Here is a 17,113-nt window from a genome sequence, read left to right as displayed (position 1 = left end):
TCGCCTACAGGATCAAACCGCCGCCGCAGACGACCACCTGACCGCTGATGTAGTTGGACTCAGGGCTACAGAAGAGGTAGACGGCGTCGGCCGCTTCTTCAGGGGTCCCGCCTCGGCCCAGTGGGATGATGCGCGCCATCGACTCGAGCATGTGCGGTTGTACGCCGACCTTGATATCCCGCCCCAGGACATCGATTGTCTTTTGCTGTGCTTCGATCGGCTGGGTCAGCCGCGTATTGATCAGACCAAACGCCACGCAATTCACGTTCACCTTGTACCGCCCCCATTCCTTGCACAGCGTACGCGTAAGCCCGATCAAAGATGCCTTGGCCGAGGAATAGGACGCTTGCCCTGCGTTGCCGTAGAGGCCTGCGATGGACGAGATGTTCACCACCTTTCGGAACACCTCCTGCCCCGCCTCCGCTTCCTTTTTCGAGAAAACTCGGATGGGCTCCGATGCGGCTCGCAGAATGCGGAAGGGAGCAACGAGATGAACGTCGAGCATCGCCTGGAACTGCTCGTCGGTCATCTTCTGGATGGTTGCATCCCAGGTGTAGCCAGCATTGTTGACGATAATATCCAGCCCACCGAAGGTTTGAATGGCCGCCTGAACGAATCGGTCAGCGAACCCGGGTTCGACGACGCTGCCGTTGACCGCAACCACCTCGCCGCCTGCGGACCTTATCTCGCGCACGACGGCCTCGCCGACGTCGCCGTCCAGGTCGTTTACGACGAGCTTTGCGCCTTCGCTCGCCAGCTTCAATGCGATGGCGCGACCGATTCCCCGACCGGACCCCGTCACCAGCGCAACCTTACCTTTAAGTTTTGCCATCTTCCGTTCTCTCAATTGTCTGCTAGTTAAGGGCTACGATTGCTTCGCCGGCGAGCTTGACATCGCCGGCCTCGTCCTTGGCGCTCAGCGCGAGTTTCATGCATTCTCTACCCGCATGCTGCAGGAACTCGGTTACATGTCCTTCGCATGTCAACTTGGCACCTACCGGCGTTATCGAGGCAAAGCGCGTCGAGAAACTCAGTACGAGCGAAGCCTTGACGCCATCAGTTAGCGCCTGGCCCAGATAGGCCATTGCCAACATGCCGTGAGCAAAGACGTCGGGGAATCCCGCCTTCTTCGCAAAGTCGATGTCCACGTGGATCGGATTGTGGTCGCCCGAGGCGCCGCAGTACAATGCGAGCAAATGGCGAGTGATCGGTGGAAATGATTTCCGTACAACACAGTCGCCCACGGAAGGGCGCCCCGTTTCGACATTTGTCATAGCCGGCCCCTAGTTTCGTACGACGATGGTGCGCGTCAAATCCGCGACGTGCACTCCACGCTGGTTGGTGACCTTCGTGCGGATGGCGACCATGGTCAGCGCGCCGCCCTTCTTATCGGCGATGTCGGTCACCTCGGGTTGGAACGTGAGACAATCGTCGACTAACATCGGCGCGTAATACGCGAAACCTTGCTCGCCATGGAGAACGCGACCTAGATCGATGTCCAACTCGGTGAGCATCGCGAACGGCTGATCAGCATCCAGCATTTCGAGGCAGAAGGAGTAGGTCGGAGGCACCGCAAGACCCGAGTAGCCTTCCTTACGAGCTGCCTCAGGATCGTGATAGATCGGATTGCATTCACCGATCGTTTTCAGGAAATACCGCAATCGCCCCGGCTCGACCCGAGCCTTCACGGACGGCAAGACGCGACCAATGGCGCTTCGGTCTACCATGTGCCGCGCTCCTCAGGCTGCGCGCTCGTAGAGCGTGACTACGCACGCACCGCCGAGTCCAAGATTGTGTTGCAGGCCGATTCGAGCATTCTGGACCTGCGTCGCTTCGGCGGAGCCGCGAAGCTGTCTGGTGAGCTCGTAACACTGAGCCAGTCCGGTGGCGCCGAGCGGATGTCCCTTCGACAGCAGGCCGCCGGATGGGTTCGTCACGTACTTTCCGCCATATGTGTTGTCGCCGTCGACGACGAAGCGCTCCGCGCCGCCTTCGGGGCACAATCCCAGGGCCTCGTAGCTGATCAGCTCGTTATGGGCAAAGCAATCGTGCAGCTCGACTACATTGACGTCGTCGGGCCCGATGCCCCCGCTTTCATACACGTTGCGCGCAGCCGCCTTGGCCATATCGTACCCGACGAGCTGCATCATGTCGCGCGCCTCGAAGCTAGAAGGCGTATCGGTCGTCATCGATTGTGCGCGGATGCGCACATTCGTGCGAAGTCCGTGGCGTAAGGCGTACTGCTCCGACACGAGGACCGCGGCGGCAGCGCCGCAGGTGGGCGGACAGGCCATCAGCCGGGTCATGACTCCGGGCCAGATCACCTGGTCGTTCATGACATCCTCGGGCGTCACCTCCTTCCGGAAGAGCGCCAGCGGATTGTTCTTGGCGTGCCGGCTTGCCTTGGAACGGATCTTCGCGAACGTCTCCAGCGAAGTACCGTACTTCTTCATGTGGCTGAGCCCGGCGCCACCGAAATAGCGCAGCGCGAGCGGCACGCCGGGCGCATCGACCAGCTTGTCGGCGAAGGCATCGAACTCTTCGAACGGGCTCGGACGGTCCGTGAAGATGGTGCCCAGGGCTCCCGGCTTCATCTGCTCGAACCCAAGCGCCAGGACGCAGTCCGCCGCGCCGCTCTCGATCGCCTGGCGTGCAAGGTAGAGCGCCGTCGAGCCCGTCGAGCAGTTATTGTTGACGTTGACGACGGGAATCCCGGTCATTCCGACCGGGTACAGGGCACGCTGCCCTGCGGTCGAATCGCCGTAAACATATCCAACGTAGGCCTGTTGCACGACGGCGTAGTCGAGGGCGGCATCCCCAAGAGCGCGACGCGTCGCCTCGGCTCCCATCAGCGTGTAGGGATCATTCGCTCCCGGCTTGAGGAAGGGGATCATTCCGACCCCGGCCACATAGACTTTGGACATCGTACTCCTCCAATCCGATCAGTGCAGGCTTTCGACGACGAGTGCGATCCCCTGACCGCCGCCGATGCACATCGTAATAACGCCGTAGCGTCCCTTCGAGCGGCGCAGCTCGTACAGGGCCTTCACCGTGAGAATTGCTCCGGTCGCACCGAGCGGGTGGCCGAGAGCGATTGCGCCTCCATTGGGATTGACCCTTTCCGGGAGCAGATGGAGCCCATCCGTTACCGCGAGAGCCTGTGCAGCGAACGCCTCGTTCGACTCGATCACGTCTATGTCGTCGAGCTTCAAGCGCGCCCGTTCCAGAGCGATCGGCACGGCTTTGACTGGACCGATGCCCATGATTTCGGGAGACACTCCGGCGAGACCCCAGGATACAAGTCGTCCGATCGGCGAGAGGTTTCGTCGTCTGACTTCCTCCTCGCTGGCCAGAACGACGGCCGCGCTTCCATCGTTTATTCCCGAAGCGTTTCCGGCTGTCACGGTGCCGCCCGACTTGAAGACCGGCCTGAGCTTGGCCAAATCCTCGAGCTTCGTCTGCGGACGCGGATGCTCGTCCTGATCGAAGAGCATCGTTCCTTTTCGTGTATCAACTTCGACAGGCACCATTTGCGCCTTAAAGCGGCCTTCGGCGATTGCCGTTGCGGCACGCCGTTGGCTCGTGAGCGCGAACTCGTCCTGACGCTCGCGTGGGATGCGGCACAGGTCTGCGACGTTCTCCGCCGTTTGTCCCATCGCGCCGTGTCCGAAGGGATCGGCCAAGGTGTTGCTTAACCAATCATAGACGACGGCATCGCCCATCCTATGACCGTATCGCATCGTGGAGATCGAATGGGGAGCGCGGCTCATGGCTTCGGCCCCTCCGGCAATCGCGATCCTGGATTCGCCAAGGATGATCATTTGGGCCGCGCTGACGATGGCTTGCGCACCCGAGCCGCAAAGCCGGTTCACCGTCAGCCCCTGCGAACCGACGGGCATGCCCGCTTCGATGGCAACTGTCCGTCCGAGAAACAGATCCTGCGCTTCAGTCGGAATGACCGTTCCAAAGACGGAATGGTCGACGTTTCCCGGCTCGATATTTGCGCGCCGGATAGCTTCCTTGACGACGACAGCGCCAAGCGCGGTCGGCGATTTGTCCTTCAGGGTACCGCCGAAAGTCCCGATCGGCGTGCGTACACCGCTCACGATGAAGATGCCGGTCGACATTTTTTGTCCTTCATTCAGTTGCGGAAATCAGGGTGATAACATCCGCAGGCGTCGGAGCCTGGTACAGATGCTCGATGTCCGTGCGGCGCCTGGACAGCGCGGCCCGCTGGTTGAGATATCCCTTGTCGGTGATCTCGCCGTCCTTTGCCGAGGGCGTGTCGGCGAGCAGGAGAGCCCTGCCGATCCGAGACGCCGAGCCGCCTAGCGCGAGCTGAGACATAGCGGACGCAATTCGCGCCCGGACTGCGCGACTGCGGATCAACGCTTCGAGCTTTGTATGGATATCTCCAGTCACCTCCCGGCAGCCCGTTTCGTCCGGGAAAATGAGGAGCCCAACCTCGTCGCGATCATGCCCCGTGATGATGACATCCTGCACGACCGGGCTTGCGGCGGCGATGACGGCGAGGCGCAATTTGCTTGCCTGCACCCAGGTGCCTGTTGCGAGCTTGAAGTTTTCCGCGACCCGACCGTCGAACAGGATTCCGCACGAAGGATCCGTCAAGTCGACGAGGCGGCCTGCGTCGCCGGTCCGATAGTATCCCTCCTCGTCGAATGCGGCTGCCGTCGCATTCGGATTGCGCCAATAGCCAGGCGTGACCATCGGACCGCGGACTCTTAGCTCAGTCGCATCGCCCGTAGGCACCAGCTTGATCGCCGCCCCGGGGATCGGAATCCCGAGATTGCTGCAGTGAGTATTTCCCTTTGGAGTGATCGACACGACGGGACCCGTCTCGGTCGCTCCCCATCCCACGCAAACCGAAAAGTCGGGACGACCGTATTCGGCGGCCAGAGCGTGAAGCTCGTCCCAGGTCGATTGCGGCAAGGCGGCGCCGGCGGAGAACACAGCGCGCAGACGGCAAAAGAAGCGTTCCGCGAGCTCCGCATCGGATCGCATCGCACGCGTCAATTGTGTAAGACTGCCCGGCACTGAAAGGTGAATGGTCGGCGGTCGGCTCTTGATGTTCTCTATCGTATGCTCAAATTGGCCGGATACCGGCCTCCCCTCGTCGATGAACAGCGTACCAGCGTTTCGCAGCACGCAATTGAAGACAAGATTGCCACCGAAGACATGGTTCCATGGGAGCCAGTCCACGATCTCCGGAGGCTCGTTCTTCAGAAACGTCCAGACCTCCCGGACCGCCTCTTGGTTCGAGCACATCATGCCGTGCGTCACGATTACGCCTTTCGGCGTGCCCGTTGATCCCGACGTGAAGAGTATCTTCGCGATCGTCTCGGAGGAGACCAGGGGGATCGCGACCCTTGACTGCTGCCCTTCGTCCAGCAGTCGCTCCAGCTTCTCCTCGCTCGCTGAGGAGTTCCTGGCGACGATCGTAGGTATGCCCAGGCGTTTCGCGAGCTGAAAGCCGTGCGAACAGACATGCTCGTCCTGGGCGAACACGAGCCCCGGCGTCAGCGCCTCCAAGATCCCAGCTAACCGGCTTGTATCTTCGAACTGAGAGTACGCGACCGAAATCGGCGCGACGGGAATTCCGGCGATCATGGCCCCGAGCGCGATCACCGCGTGCTCAATCGAGTTTTGAGACAAGATCGCCAGCGGCCGTTCAGCGCTGAGCCCACGCCCGGTCAATGCGCGCGCGATGAATCCCGCCTCGATTTGCGCGTCGAGATAGGTCAACGACTTCCAGTCGCCGCGGACGCGCTGCTCGAGAAATGGCTTGGTCGGGTGGCGTTTCGCGGCAGCAGCCAGCATCTCGCCCAGGCTTGGAAACGCGCGAGCGGAGAGGCTCGGCCCCTCCAAGACGAGCGGTTTAGCGCCCGGCGCTCGCATCGCGTTCCTCCTTAGCATTGCCGTCTTATCCATTCTCTCAATTAGATAACATCGTTACTTTCCTTATGCAAGCCATATGATTTCAATCCCCCTTGGCGTTCTGCGCTGAGCAGAGCCACGGCCACAACCAAAAACTTGCTGCGCAGGCTCGGTCGATCAACTAGAAGGATTGCCGAGCCTAGAAAGGACAGGTTGCTTTGAGCAGACTTACTTCGCCGCCCGCGCCCCGGCCTTCTCGCTCCAGTCGGTCCGGCGGGAGCACGCGTAGTACAAACCGCTCCGAAGCAGGAACGCCCACTCCTTCAGCGATCGATATGTCATACCTTGAGGGTACGATCGGCTACGCGATACGTCGGGCCCAGATGGCGGTATTCGATGACATTTTCCGCGCTTTCGGTGAGCACAAGATCACGACTGCCGAGTTTTCTGTGCTGGCGATCGTTGCGGACAATCCGGGTATCAACCAGGCCGACCTCGCCCTCTCTCTCGGCGTTGAGCGCCCGAGAATGGTGCCGATCATCAACCGATTGGAAGAGAGCGGGCTCGCGAGCCGCCTGGTCGACGGCCAAGACGGGCGTACCCGCCGCATCCATCTCACCCGCCAGGGAGAGAAGCTGCTTGAGATTCTCAAGGCGCGGTTCGCCGAGCATCAAGCGCGCATGCTGAAGCGACTTCGAGCTGGTACTCCGGACGGTATTCTCTCCGATCTCTGGAAACTCGCAGGCAGGTGATCGCGAGTCCGCTTGTCGGGCGCCCTCTGCCTTCAAGGTATCCCGCCCGTATGGCCGATCGACCTTTAATGGCACCGTCATCTTCCTTGCTGGACGGCGCGCCGCTTGAGCCACCAGGCATATTGAACTGGCCAATGCAACCAGTTCGGGTCGCAGCCCATCTGCAGCGCGGCCTGTGCCGGCCAGTTGGGATTCCAAAGCAGTTCACGGCCAAGCGCTATCAGCGTCGCCTTACCTTCCTCTAGCACGCTCTCGGCATACTGGGGCTCGCGGATCAGACCGACGGCAACCGTCGGGATCCTCGCATCGCGTTGGATCCTTTCGGCGAACGGGACCTGAAATCCCGGAGCGCGCGACACCAGCGCATTGCCCTGAGGCAGTTTCATGCCGCCCGACGAGCAGTCGACGACGTCGACGCCGACCTGTTTCAGAGCTTTGGCGAACTCGACCGAATCATCGAGAGACCAGCCAATGTCGATTCCATCGACTGAGGATATCCGGACGAATACAGGCAGGTGCGCCGGCCACTCTTCGCGCATCACGCCGGCAAGCCGAAGCGGCAGGCGCATACGGTTAGCCAGGCAGCCTCCGTATTCGTCGTTGCGATTGTTCGCGAGCGGCGACAGGAACGAGTGCAGGAGGTAGCCATGCGCGCAGTGCAATTCAATGACGTCGAAGCCAGCCTGTCTAGCTCGCCGAAAGGCTAGCCGGTAATCATCAACGACCAGATCGATATCTTCACCCGTCATCGTGCGCGGCGCCGGCCAGCCTTCCTCAAACGGAAGACTGCTGGAGGCGGCGATGTCCCAAGCGTTTTCACTCCTCACAGCAACATCAGAGGGCCCGAGCGGGCCACCGCCTTCCCAGGGGCGCTGCGATGATCCTTTTCGGCCGCTATGGGCGATCTGGATCGCCGCCTTGGCATTCATCTCGTGAATGATGGATGCCAGCCGCGCCAGCCCTTCGACGTGGCGATCATCCCAAATGCCAAGACAACCATGCGTGATCCGGCCCTGCAGGTTGACGGAGCTTTGCTCCACAAAGACCAGCCCCGCACCTCCCGCCGCCAGCTTTGCGATGTGTCCAACGTGCCAGTCGGTTGCGAAGCCGTCGATCGCCGAATACGTCGCCATCGGAGAGACGACGATTCGGTTTTTCAACGAGAGCTCGCGTAGCTGGATCGGCGCAAAGAGCAGTGGAGTAGGACTCATTGGGCAGGATTCCTTAGCGCGGTGCCGGACGGACAAAACTCAGCTGATCGTCACGCCTCCGTCGATCACGAGAACCTGACCCGTCATGAAATTGCCGGCCGCCGAGCCGAGGAACACGGCCGCGCCGGCAATTTCGTCGGGAATACCGATCCGCTGCATCGGGCAACGCGACGTGGACGATTTCAGCGTCTCGGGATCATCCCACAGAGCCTTGGCAAAATCCGTCTTGATGAGACCAGGCGCGATGCAATTGACGCGAATGTTGTGTCGACCGTACTCGCACGCCAGGTTGCGCGCGAGCTGCATGTCGGCGGCCTTGGATATGCAGTACGCACCGATCGTAGTCGAGCCCGTCAAGCCGCCGATCGAGGACACGATGATGATCGAGCCGCCCTTCCGCTCGATCATCTGTGGCACCACCATGCTGATGATCCAGTTATTGGCGACTATGTTGTTGGTCAGAACCTTGTTGAACTGGTCGTCGGAGATATCTGCGAGAGGACCAAAATACGGATTGGACGCGGCGTTACAGACGAGAATATCAATCTTGCCGAACCGCTTGTTACTCTCCTCGATGAGGCGTTGAAGATCCTCCTTGCTTGATATGTTCGCCGCGATCGCGAGGGCCGTCCCCTCGCCGAACCGATCATTGATCTCTCTGGCCACTCGGTCGCAGGCGTCGCTCTTGCGGGAAGAGATAACGACCTTTGCGCCATGTTCCGCCATCCGCTCTGCGATCGCCCGGCCGATTCCACGCGTCGAGCCCGTGATCACCGCGACCTTCCCGTTCATATCGAACAGCGTCATTTGTCCTCCCCAATATCCAGCCGGCGCGTGTGCCGGCATTCCGAATGGATTCCAGTCCATTCAAGCCTCTAAAAACGGGCTCAGATTCCTCCGAGACACAGATACTTGATCTCCAGGTAGTCCTCGATCCCGTACTTGGAGCCTTCGCGGCCATTGCCGCTTTCCTTCATTCCGCCGAACGGAGCCACTTCACTGGAGATGATGCCTTCATTGATACCGACGATGCCGTACTCGAGCGCCTCCGCCACGCGGAAGATTCGGCCGATGTCGCGCCCATAGAAATAGGCGGCCAGTCCAAACTCTGTCGCATTGGCGAGCCTGATCACTTCTTCCTCGCTGGAGAAGTGGAACACGGGCGCGACCGGACCGAACGTCTCTTCCTTGAAGATGAGCATGTCCGGGGTTGTGTCCGCCAACACTGTCGGCTGGTAGAAGGAGTGCCCCAGCGCATGACGCTTTCCGCCGGTGACGATGCGTGCGCCCTTCTTCACGGCGTCACCGATATGCTCCTCAACCTTCTCCACCGCATCGATGTTGATCAGCGGCCCGATGGTGACTCCAGCCTCGAAACCGTCGCCCACTTTCATCGCATTCACAGCCTCGGTCAGCCGGGCAACGAAGGCGTCGTAGACCTTGTCCTGCGCGAACAGCCGATTGGCGCACACGCAGGTCTGCCCGGCATTGCGATATTTTGATGCGATAGCGCCCTTCACCGCCGCCTCGATATCAGCATCGTCGAACACGATGAAGGGCGCGTTCCCGCCGAGCTCCATCGACGTGCGCTTGACGGTTGCTGCCGCCTGGACCATCAGCTTCTTGCCGATCTCGGTAGAACCGGTGAAGGTCACCTTGCGCACGGTCGGATTGGACGTCATCTCGCCGCCGATCGCGCTCGCCGACCCGGTGACGACCGAGAAAACCCCCTTCGGAATGCCCGCGCGTTCGGCCAGCACCGCCAGCGCCAGCGCCGAGAGTGGCGTCTGGCTTGCCGGCTTGACCACCATCGCGCAGCCGGCGGCGAGCGCCGGGCCGGCCTTGCGCGTGATCATGGCCGCCGGGAAATTCCACGGGGTAATGGCTGCGCAGACTCCGATCGGCTGCTTCAGCACGATGATACGACGATCTGCGGTAAAGCCCGGAATGGTGTCGCCGTAGACGCGCTTACCCTCCTCGGCGAACCATTCAATGAAGGACGCAGCATAGGCCATCTCACCGCGGCTTTCCGCGAGCGGCTTGCCCTGCTCCGCCGTCATGATGACCGCGAGATCCTCCTGGTTGGCCATGATCAGATCGAACCATTTGCGCAGAATCGCCGCACGATCCTTCGCGGTCCGGGCGCGCCAGGCCGGCCAAGCCTGGTCGGCTGCAGCAATCGCGCGGCGCGCTTCCGCGGCACCCATGCTGGGCACGGTGGTCAAGGCCGCACCGGTCGCCGGATTTGTCACCGTCAGGGTCGCGCCGCTGTCCGCTGCCGACCACGCGCCGTTGATCAGGCAGGTATCGCGAAGCAGCGAGGGATCATTGAGCTTGAGCGCAGACGCAGCGGTCTTCATATGTGTTGTCATTGTAAACCTACCCTGCGGCTTTGGACTCGAAGGCTTCGCGCAGCTTGAAACGAATGATCTTGCCGGAGCCGGTCCGCGGAATCTCGCCGACGAAGACCACAGCTTCGGGCACCTTGTAGGAGGAGAGATGTTTTCGGCAGTGCGCGAGGATCGCCTCGCCATCGGGCAAGGCAACACGGCTCACCACGAATAGCGCAGGCACCTCGCCAAGATGCTGGTGCGGGACGCCGACCACGGCGCAATCGACCACCTGCTCGCACCCGCCGACGACCTCCTCGATCTCCGCGGGCGCGATGTTCTGGCCACCGCGGATGATGAGCTCCTTCAGACGGCCCGTAATGGTCAGAAACCCGTTCTCGTCGCTCTTTGCGAGATCGCCCGTGTGATACCAACCATTGCGCAAGGCGGATGCCGTCTCCTCCGGCTTGTTGTGATAGCCGATCATCACGTTGGGCCCGCGCACGATCAATTCGCCCTCGGCACCAAACGGGACGTCGTTTCCGGCGAGGTCGACGATCCGGACAGAGAGGCCCGGCACCGGCAGGCCGCAGGAGCCGAGCACGCGGCCGCCCATCGGCCAGTTCATCGTCACCATCGTCGAGGTCTCGGTGATGCCGTACCCATCCAGCAGCTTGATTCCGAACCGCGACTCGAATTCTCGATTCAAGGTTGCCGGCATGATCGCGCCGGCCGAGATCGCAAGGCGTACGCCTTTCAGCTCGATGTCGCTCTTACCCTTCGTCGCCTCCAGCAAATAGTGGAACATCGTCGGTACGCCCGGAACGATCGTGAACCTGCCGGTGCCAAGCAGCCGCAGCGCTTCGGTGGTCGAGAACTTCTCCATGATGTATTCGCTGGCGCCTGCGGCGAGCACACTGAGCACGGAGAGATTCAGCGCGTAGGAATGGAAAAGCGGCAGCGCCGACAGGATCGTGTCCTTCTCCGACAACATCGCGATCGGGGCCCAGCAGGACGCCGAGATCCAGAGCATGCTATGGGTCGACAGCAACACACCTTTGGCGCGGCCCGTCGTGCCTGAAGTGTAGATGATGAACCCGGGTTCCTGCATCGACAGGGAATCGCGCGGCACCGAGCGCGGTGTCGTCGAGGCGAGCTCGTCGTAGCGGACCCCCAGTCCCGTCCTTGCACCACGCTCGACCAAGACGACGTTGGTCAATGCCGGGCACTGCCGCCGGATGGCCTCGACGAATTCGAAACGTTCGTCGGTGGTGACGACCATGCTGCAGGCCGCATCCTGCAGCCGGTAGATGACTTCGCTTTCAGTCGCATCATAGCTGATGGGTACGCTGACCGCACCGGCCCGGGCAATCGCGAAGCAGGTTTCGACCCAGCGCACGCAATTGGGCAGGAAGATCGCGACGGTGTCGCCCGCACGCACGCCGAGATCGGCGAAATGGCCCCCAAGGTTCGCCGTGCGTGTCGCAAGCTCCCCATACGAGATCTTCCCTGCGGCATCCTCGAATGCCGTCTTGCTTCCCCGTTCCCCGGCATGCCGCTGGATCAACGCCGGGATTGGCGCAATCAGATCAGTCTGCAGCATGTTTCCTCCGTGTCGCTCGTTGTTGTCGTCAAACCATGCTGAAGCCGCCGCTGACGCTGATCACCTGTCCGGTGATCCAGCTTCCGTGCGGCGAGGCCAGCAAAGTCACCATCGGCGCGATGTCCTGCGGCAGGCCCAATCGACGCAACGGATAGAATTTCGTCAGCTTGTCGCGATTGGCCTCGACCCAGGCGCGGTCATGCGCGGTCTCGATCAACCCGAGCGAGATCGTGTTGGCCGTCGTGCCGAACCGGCCGAATTCGCGGGCCAGCGATTTCATCAGGCCGATGACGCCCGCGCGCGCCGCCGCGACGATTGCAAGACCGGATTCGCCGACCCGCGAGGAGTCGCCGACCAGCGCGATGATCCGGCCGTCGCCTGCCCTCTCGAGATGCGGAGCGGCCGCCTTCGACACGTGGATTGCGCCGTAGAGGCAGATGTTGATCTGCTTCTCCCACTCGTCGCGCTTGGTATCTGTGAAGCGGTTGCGCAGGGCGACGCCGGCATTGTTCACAACGATGTTGAGGCCGCCGAAATCCTTGACGATGCTGTCGACCATCGTGGTGACCGCGCCGAAGTCTGAGACATCAGCCTGGTATGCGATCGCCTTGCCGCCCATCTTCTCGATCTCGGCGACGACAGCGGCCGCGCCGTCCTTGGAGCCGTTATAGTTTACCGCGACCGCTGCGCCTTCCGCCGCGAGGCTCAGCGCGATCTCGCGGCCGACATCTCTTGCAGCGCCAGTGACGAGCGCGACCTTGCCCTTAAGCTTCATGTCCATGAGTTGATTCCTTGCGGTCTGTTGTTGCGTTTTCGATTAGGCGGAAAAGCCGCTCTGGGGATACCGGCAACTCGAAGATGTCGATGTTGAACGGCGAGAGCGCATCGGCGATGGCATTCGCGATCGCCGCGGGCGCGCCGATGGTGCCGCCCTCGCCCATGCCGCGGAAGCCGCCTAGCGTGGTCGGCGAGTCCTTCTCGATGTGGACCACCTCGATCGAGGGCACTTCAGTGGCGGTCGGGATGATGTAATCGACCAGGCTAGCGGTCAGGTTCTGGCCCTCGTCGTTGTAGACCACCTCTTCGTAGAGGGCGGCGCCGATGCCTTGCGCGACACCGCCATGAACCTGACCGTCGACGATCATCGGATTGATCAGCCGGCCGCAATCCTCCGCCACGACAAAGCGCTCGATTTTCACTTCAAACGTGCTCGGGTCGATCTCGACGACAGCGAGGTGCGCCGCGGTCGCACTGGTGCCGAATACGGGGTCGTACGTCCTGGTCGACGTCAGTTCCTCCCGCTTGTCCGAGGGGATGCGTCCCATCTCCAGATAGACGGCACGCGCCAGCTGGCGGAATGTCAATGCGCGGTCGGTACCGACGACGGTGACCTTACCGTCCTCCACCGCGAGATCGTCGGCGCTGGCTTCGAGCAGATGAGAGGCTGCCCGCACGAGCTTCTCCTTGACCTCCCGCGCGGCGAGTGTCGCAGCGCCGCCGGCAAGCACGGCACTGCGGCTCGCATAGCTGCCGGTCGCGTTCGGTACCGCCGCACTGTCGCCCTGGATGATGCGGATATCCTCCACGCGGCCGCCGAGATGCTCGGCGACGACCTGAGCCAGCGTCGTCTCCAGCCCCTGCCCCATAGAAGCCACACCGAAGGCCGCCGTGATCGCACCGGTGGAGTCGATCGCGATCTTTGCGGTTTCAGTGCCGGTGTTGATCGGCATTCCCGGCGCGACCGAGATACGCGAGCCGATTCCCGTCAGCTCCGCATAGCAGGCGATCCCGATTCCGAACCAATGTCCCGCTGCGCGCGCCCGAGCCTGCCGCGCGCGCAGCGCGCTGTAGTCGGCTTGCTCACAGGCAGCATCGAGGCATTCGGTGAAGGCGCATTGATCCCACACAATTCCCGATCCAATGCGGTAGGGAAATTCGTTCGGTTGGATCATGTTCTTCAGCCGCAGCGCCACCGGGTCCATTCCGAGCTTGCGCGCGGCCATGTCCATCAGACGTTCCGTGACGAAGGCCGATGTCGGCCGACCGACGCCGCGATACGGCCCCATTGGCGGTTTCGACGTCGCAACGCCTCGAACACGCCCGCGATAGTTCGGGATCTTGTAGGGCCCTGGGAGAAAGCTCACGACCTGGACCGGCTCGATCACGGCTGTCCACGGATAGATGGAATAGGCTCCGACGTCACCGATGACGTCCGCCTGGAGCGAAAGGGCGCGGCCCTCCGCATCCAGCGCCAGTTCGGCATCGACGATCTGGTCGAATCCCTGGCTGGTGGACGCGAGATCCTCCATGCGGTCGCTCGTCCATTTCACGGGCTGACCGAGCCGCCTCGCCGCGAATGCGACAAGGATCTCTTCGGCATAGAGGGACGCTTTACCGCCAAAGCCACCTCCGACGTCGGGGGCGACCACCCGTAGCCGGCTTCCCGGAATATCCAACGCCTCGGAGAGCGCGTCGCGAATGATGCCCGGCACCTGCGTCGACGAGTACAGCGTCAGCTCGTCCCGGCCGGCATCATATTCCGCGAGGTAGGTCCGGTTCTCCATCGCGAGCGGCGATTTGCGCCTGAACCGAAACCGTCCCGATACCCGTACCGCCGCGCATGCGATCGCCTGATCGACATCGCCAGTCCTGAACTCGCGCGCACAGAGGACGTTTGTGCCTGCCTCTTCATGCAGCAGCGTCGCGGAAGGCTTCGCCGCCTCCTCGGGATCGATCACGACCGGTAGCGGATCGAACTCGATGTTGATCAGTTCGAGGGCATCTTCGGCGAGGTACCGGGTTTCTGCCACCACGGCGACAACGGGTTCGCCGACGTAGCGCACTTTGTCTCGCGCCAACGCGGTGATTGCGGTGGCATGATAGTCCTTCATCCGCGACGTCGCGAAAATCGCGTTCACGCTGGCCATGTCCTCTGCCGTGAACACGGCGACGACGCCAGGCATGCCGCGTGCATCATCGCAATCGATCTGCTTGATTCTGGCATGCGAGTGATCGCTGCGGCGAAAAGCGACGTGGAGCAAGCCTGATACGCGACGGTCGTCGACAAAAGTGCCCTTGCCGGCCAGCAGGCGTGCATCCTCTGTCCGTTTGACGCGCGCGCCCACAATCTTGGGACGGGCGGCGAGACTGTCGGCCGCGCCGCCCCGCTCCACTGCCAGGATGGGCTTGCCGTCAGTCATAGCAATCCGCCCCCTTGCGCAGGCTCTGCCATTGGACGGCATCGTGCCCGCAGATCACCGTCGCGCGCTGCGCCTCGATCTGCCTGATCCTCTGGAACGTCTCTCGGCAGACATCCTTGTTCCAGGTGTTCTTAGGTACGATGTCAGCATCCAGATTGCCGCGAATACCGACCGCATCGGAGGCCAGCAGGAAGCGGCCGCTGTGGCGAAGCGTCAGCAGCGCGCCCATCAAGCCGGGAGTATGGCCAGGCAAATGAGCGAGCCTGATCGCGCCGTCGCCGAACAGGTCGATATCGTCGCTCACGACCTGATAGTTCAGGGGATGATCCCAGTCGGCCCGCAAGTAGCCCGCCTCCGCGGCGGAGGGTGCCTTCGCAACTTCGAGCTCCTCCTTGCGGACCAGGAACCGCGCTTTGCGGAAGAACTGATTGCAGCCGCAGTGATCGGTGTGGAAGTGCGAGCAAATGACGACGTCGATGTCGTCCGCCGTCAATCCAACCGCCTTCAGTCCTTCCAGCACGTTGTCGCCGACCGGCATGATCGGCGTCATGACGCGCGCCATGCCGCCCCATTGCCCGTCCGGGTCGGTCGCAACCTCGGGATGGCAGCCGGTATCGAACAGCACATTGCCCTTGGGATGACGGAGCAACACGCACGAGACAGGTAGCTCAATCGTCTCTGCGCGATCGGCATCTGGAAAATAGATGCTCTTGCGCATCCGCAGGCGCCCGCCTGAGAGGAAATGCATCTTCATAGCGCGCTCTCCTGGTTCTCGCTCTTGAGCGCGTCAGCCGCCGCCCTGACGGCGCGGACGATGTTCTCATACCCCGTGCAGCGGCACAGATTGCCGGACAGCCCTTCGCGGATCTCCTCGTCACTCGCCAGCGGCGACTTCTTGAGGAGATCGACCGCTGTTATCAGCATCCCCGGCGTGCAGAAGCCGCATTGCAACGCGTGATGATCATGGAATGCCTTCTGGACAGGATGCAGCCCGCCCGAAGTCGCGAGGCCCTCTACGGTCATGATCTCCGCACCATCGAGCTGTGCGGCCAGCAACAGGCACGACCGCGCGCTGTCGCCGTTCACCAGGACGGTGCAGGCGCCGCAAACCCCGTGTTCGCAGCCGACATGCGTTCCGGTCAGGCCGAGCTCGATGCGAAGGAAGTCGGACAGCAGCAGCCGGGGCTCGACGTCGTGCCGGTACGCACGGCCATTGACCGTGATGGAGATGGAGACTGATTTAGCCATGCCTCGCCTCCGTCGCGCGCGACCACGCTCTACGAATGGCGCGCTCGGCCAGCACGCCCACGAGATGCCGGCGATAGTCCGCGGAGGCGTGCAGGTCCGTGTTGGGTTCGACGGATGCACGGATCGAGCCCACGGCAGCAGCCACGAGGTGATCGTCGAGCGGCCGTCCCGATGTCAGCAGCGCTTCCGTCTCCGTCGCACGCATCGGCGTATCGCCGACGCCCATCATTCCGATCCGCACATGGGAGACGCGATCGCCGCTCCGCTCGAGACAAATCGCGACACAGGCAAGCGCGAAATCGCCAGACCGGCGCGCGACCTCCTCGAAGGCCCACCCGGCGCTCGGTGGCATTTTTGGAAAACTGACGGAAACGAGCATTTCGCCTTCGGCCAAATCAGTCGTCAGGGCAGCGACGAAAAATTCAGAGGCGCTAAGGGTTCGGCGCCTCTTCGCAGAAGCGAGCTCGAGCTCGGCATCGAGCAGCATTGACATCATCGGTAGCTCGGCTGCCGGGTCTGCATGCGAGAGGCTGCCACCGATCGTGCCGCGGTTGCGGATCGCGAGATGCGCGACGTGCCCCATGGCCTCGCTCAGGACCGGCAATTGCCTTGCGACCAGCTCGGAGGTCTCGATCATCCGATGTCGCGTAAGTGCACCAATCCGGATCCGCTCTCCCTCATCCTTGAGGTAGGCGAGATCAGGAATGCGGTTAATATCGATCAGCACCGAAGGACGCAGCAGGCGGAAATTCAGCATCGGCATCAAACTTTGTCCACCGGCCAGCAGCTTGCCCTCGCCGTTCGCCGCCGCGAGCGCAGCTGTCGCGGCTTGGACGCTGTCGACGGAGAGATACTCAAAGGGCGGGGGCTTCAT

The 17,113-nt window shown here is 62.1% G+C and carries 16 protein-coding genes; 1 reads left to right on the top strand and 15 read right to left on the bottom strand.

Annotated features, from left to right (window positions below; genetic code table 11):
• Positions 1-4: 4 nt before the first annotated feature.
• From JQ635_RS10805 to JQ635_RS10780, 6 genes are read right to left on the bottom strand one after another with little or no spacing between them, the layout of a single operon-like run.
• Entirely contained in the window at positions 5-832 is an 828-nt protein-coding gene (locus JQ635_RS10805) for an SDR family NAD(P)-dependent oxidoreductase (protein ID WP_211409824.1), read from the bottom strand.
• Positions 833-854: 22 nt separating this feature from the next.
• Positions 855-1,274 (bottom strand): MaoC/PaaZ C-terminal domain-containing protein, encoded by a 420-nt coding sequence (locus JQ635_RS10800; protein ID WP_211409823.1) that lies wholly within the window; start codon positions 1,272-1,274, stop codon positions 855-857.
• Positions 1,275-1,283: 9 nt separating this feature from the next.
• Entirely contained in the window at positions 1,284-1,727 is a 444-nt protein-coding gene (locus JQ635_RS10795) for a MaoC family dehydratase N-terminal domain-containing protein (RefSeq protein WP_211409822.1), read from the bottom strand.
• Between the two features lie 12 nt (positions 1,728-1,739).
• The gene (locus JQ635_RS10790) at positions 1,740-2,924 is read right to left on the bottom strand and encodes a lipid-transfer protein (RefSeq protein WP_211409821.1); all 1,185 of its coding nucleotides are present in this window, start codon (positions 2,922-2,924) and stop codon (positions 1,740-1,742) included.
• A gap of 18 nt (positions 2,925-2,942) precedes the next feature.
• Positions 2,943-4,127: a beta-ketothiolase BktB gene (gene bktB / locus JQ635_RS10785; RefSeq protein ID WP_211409820.1), complete on the bottom strand. Its 1,185-nt coding sequence runs from the start codon at positions 4,125-4,127 to the stop codon at positions 2,943-2,945.
• Between the two features lie 10 nt (positions 4,128-4,137).
• On the bottom strand, positions 4,138-5,916 hold the full coding sequence (locus JQ635_RS10780) for an AMP-binding protein (protein ID WP_211409819.1): 1,779 nt from the start codon (positions 5,914-5,916) through the stop codon (positions 4,138-4,140).
• A 362-nt stretch (positions 5,917-6,278) separates the two neighbouring features.
• Here JQ635_RS10780 and JQ635_RS10775 point away from each other — a divergent pair, with 362 nt between their 5' ends.
• A complete protein-coding gene (locus tag JQ635_RS10775) occupies positions 6,279-6,647 on the top strand; it encodes a MarR family transcriptional regulator (protein ID WP_211409818.1) in 369 nt (122 codons plus the stop codon).
• A gap of 77 nt (positions 6,648-6,724) precedes the next feature.
• Here JQ635_RS10775 and JQ635_RS10770 read toward each other — a convergent pair whose 3' ends face one another.
• The 9 genes from JQ635_RS10770 to JQ635_RS10730 all read right to left on the bottom strand — a co-directional run bounded on the left by JQ635_RS10770 (position 6,725) and on the right by JQ635_RS10730 (position 17,113).
• The gene (locus JQ635_RS10770) at positions 6,725-7,858 is read right to left on the bottom strand and encodes an NADH:flavin oxidoreductase/NADH oxidase (protein ID WP_211409817.1); all 1,134 of its coding nucleotides are present in this window, start codon (positions 7,856-7,858) and stop codon (positions 6,725-6,727) included.
• A 39-nt stretch (positions 7,859-7,897) separates the two neighbouring features.
• The gene (locus JQ635_RS10765; RefSeq protein ID WP_211409816.1) at positions 7,898-8,665 is read right to left on the bottom strand and encodes an SDR family NAD(P)-dependent oxidoreductase; all 768 of its coding nucleotides are present in this window, start codon (positions 8,663-8,665) and stop codon (positions 7,898-7,900) included.
• An 80-nt stretch (positions 8,666-8,745) separates the two neighbouring features.
• Complete coding sequence (gene gabD / locus JQ635_RS10760) at positions 8,746-10,230, bottom strand: NADP-dependent succinate-semialdehyde dehydrogenase (RefSeq protein ID WP_246583422.1); 1,485 nt, start codon at positions 10,228-10,230, stop codon at positions 8,746-8,748.
• A gap of 7 nt (positions 10,231-10,237) precedes the next feature.
• Complete coding sequence (locus JQ635_RS10755) at positions 10,238-11,791, bottom strand: class I adenylate-forming enzyme family protein (RefSeq protein WP_211409815.1); 1,554 nt, start codon at positions 11,789-11,791, stop codon at positions 10,238-10,240.
• Between the two features lie 28 nt (positions 11,792-11,819).
• Positions 11,820-12,572 carry a 3-oxoacyl-ACP reductase family protein gene (locus JQ635_RS10750; protein ID WP_211409814.1) on the bottom strand — a complete coding sequence of 251 codons (753 nt, stop codon included), beginning with the start codon at positions 12,570-12,572 and terminating at the stop codon, positions 11,820-11,822.
• Entirely contained in the window at positions 12,556-14,991 is a 2,436-nt protein-coding gene (locus JQ635_RS10745; protein ID WP_211409813.1) for a xanthine dehydrogenase family protein molybdopterin-binding subunit, read from the bottom strand. The genes JQ635_RS10750 and JQ635_RS10745 overlap by 17 nt, the downstream gene beginning before the upstream one ends.
• Positions 14,984-15,745 (bottom strand): N-acyl homoserine lactonase family protein, encoded by a 762-nt coding sequence (locus tag JQ635_RS10740; RefSeq protein WP_211409812.1) that lies wholly within the window; start codon positions 15,743-15,745, stop codon positions 14,984-14,986. Before JQ635_RS10740 ends, JQ635_RS10745 begins: the two co-directional genes overlap by 8 nt.
• The gene (locus tag JQ635_RS10735; RefSeq protein WP_211409811.1) at positions 15,742-16,239 is read right to left on the bottom strand and encodes a (2Fe-2S)-binding protein; all 498 of its coding nucleotides are present in this window, start codon (positions 16,237-16,239) and stop codon (positions 15,742-15,744) included. The genes JQ635_RS10740 and JQ635_RS10735 overlap by 4 nt, the downstream gene beginning before the upstream one ends.
• Positions 16,232-17,113 carry an FAD binding domain-containing protein gene (locus JQ635_RS10730; protein ID WP_211409810.1) on the bottom strand — a complete coding sequence of 294 codons (882 nt, stop codon included), beginning with the start codon at positions 17,111-17,113 and terminating at the stop codon, positions 16,232-16,234. The genes JQ635_RS10735 and JQ635_RS10730 overlap by 8 nt, the downstream gene beginning before the upstream one ends.

Source organism: Bradyrhizobium iriomotense (assembly GCF_018130765.1).
GTDB lineage: Bacteria > Pseudomonadota > Alphaproteobacteria > Rhizobiales > Xanthobacteraceae > Bradyrhizobium > Bradyrhizobium iriomotense_A.
This window is presented reverse-complemented; position numbering and strand designations above follow the sequence as displayed.

Excerpts from the sequence above, each read along its gene's own strand:
- JQ635_RS10805 (WP_211409824.1), bottom strand. The coding sequence starts at position 832 with ATGGCAAAACTTAAAGGTAAGGTTGCGCTGGTGACGGGGTCCGGTCGG.
- JQ635_RS10800 (WP_211409823.1), bottom strand. The coding sequence starts at position 1,274 with ATGACAAATGTCGAAACGGGGCGCCCTTCCGTGGGCGACTGTGTTGTA.
- JQ635_RS10795 (WP_211409822.1), bottom strand. The coding sequence starts at position 1,727 with ATGGTAGACCGAAGCGCCATTGGTCGCGTCTTGCCGTCCGTGAAGGCT.
- JQ635_RS10790 (WP_211409821.1), bottom strand. The coding sequence starts at position 2,924 with ATGTCCAAAGTCTATGTGGCCGGGGTCGGAATGATCCCCTTCCTCAAG.
- bktB (WP_211409820.1), bottom strand. The coding sequence starts at position 4,127 with ATGTCGACCGGCATCTTCATCGTGAGCGGTGTACGCACGCCGATCGGG.
- JQ635_RS10780 (WP_211409819.1), bottom strand. The coding sequence starts at position 5,916 with ATGCGAGCGCCGGGCGCTAAACCGCTCGTCTTGGAGGGGCCGAGCCTC.
- JQ635_RS10775 (WP_211409818.1), top strand. The coding sequence starts at position 6,279 with ATGGCGGTATTCGATGACATTTTCCGCGCTTTCGGTGAGCACAAGATC.
- JQ635_RS10770 (WP_211409817.1), bottom strand. The coding sequence starts at position 7,858 with ATGAGTCCTACTCCACTGCTCTTTGCGCCGATCCAGCTACGCGAGCTC.
- JQ635_RS10765 (WP_211409816.1), bottom strand. The coding sequence starts at position 8,665 with ATGACGCTGTTCGATATGAACGGGAAGGTCGCGGTGATCACGGGCTCG.
- gabD (WP_246583422.1), bottom strand. The coding sequence starts at position 10,230 with ATGACAACACATATGAAGACCGCTGCGTCTGCGCTCAAGCTCAATGAT.
- JQ635_RS10755 (WP_211409815.1), bottom strand. The coding sequence starts at position 11,791 with ATGCTGCAGACTGATCTGATTGCGCCAATCCCGGCGTTGATCCAGCGG.
- JQ635_RS10750 (WP_211409814.1), bottom strand. The coding sequence starts at position 12,572 with ATGGACATGAAGCTTAAGGGCAAGGTCGCGCTCGTCACTGGCGCTGCA.
- JQ635_RS10745 (WP_211409813.1), bottom strand. The coding sequence starts at position 14,991 with ATGACTGACGGCAAGCCCATCCTGGCAGTGGAGCGGGGCGGCGCGGCC.
- JQ635_RS10740 (WP_211409812.1), bottom strand. The coding sequence starts at position 15,745 with ATGAAGATGCATTTCCTCTCAGGCGGGCGCCTGCGGATGCGCAAGAGC.
- JQ635_RS10735 (WP_211409811.1), bottom strand. The coding sequence starts at position 16,239 with ATGGCTAAATCAGTCTCCATCTCCATCACGGTCAATGGCCGTGCGTAC.
- JQ635_RS10730 (WP_211409810.1), bottom strand. The coding sequence starts at position 17,113 with ATGAAGCCCCCGCCCTTTGAGTATCTCTCCGTCGACAGCGTCCAAGCC.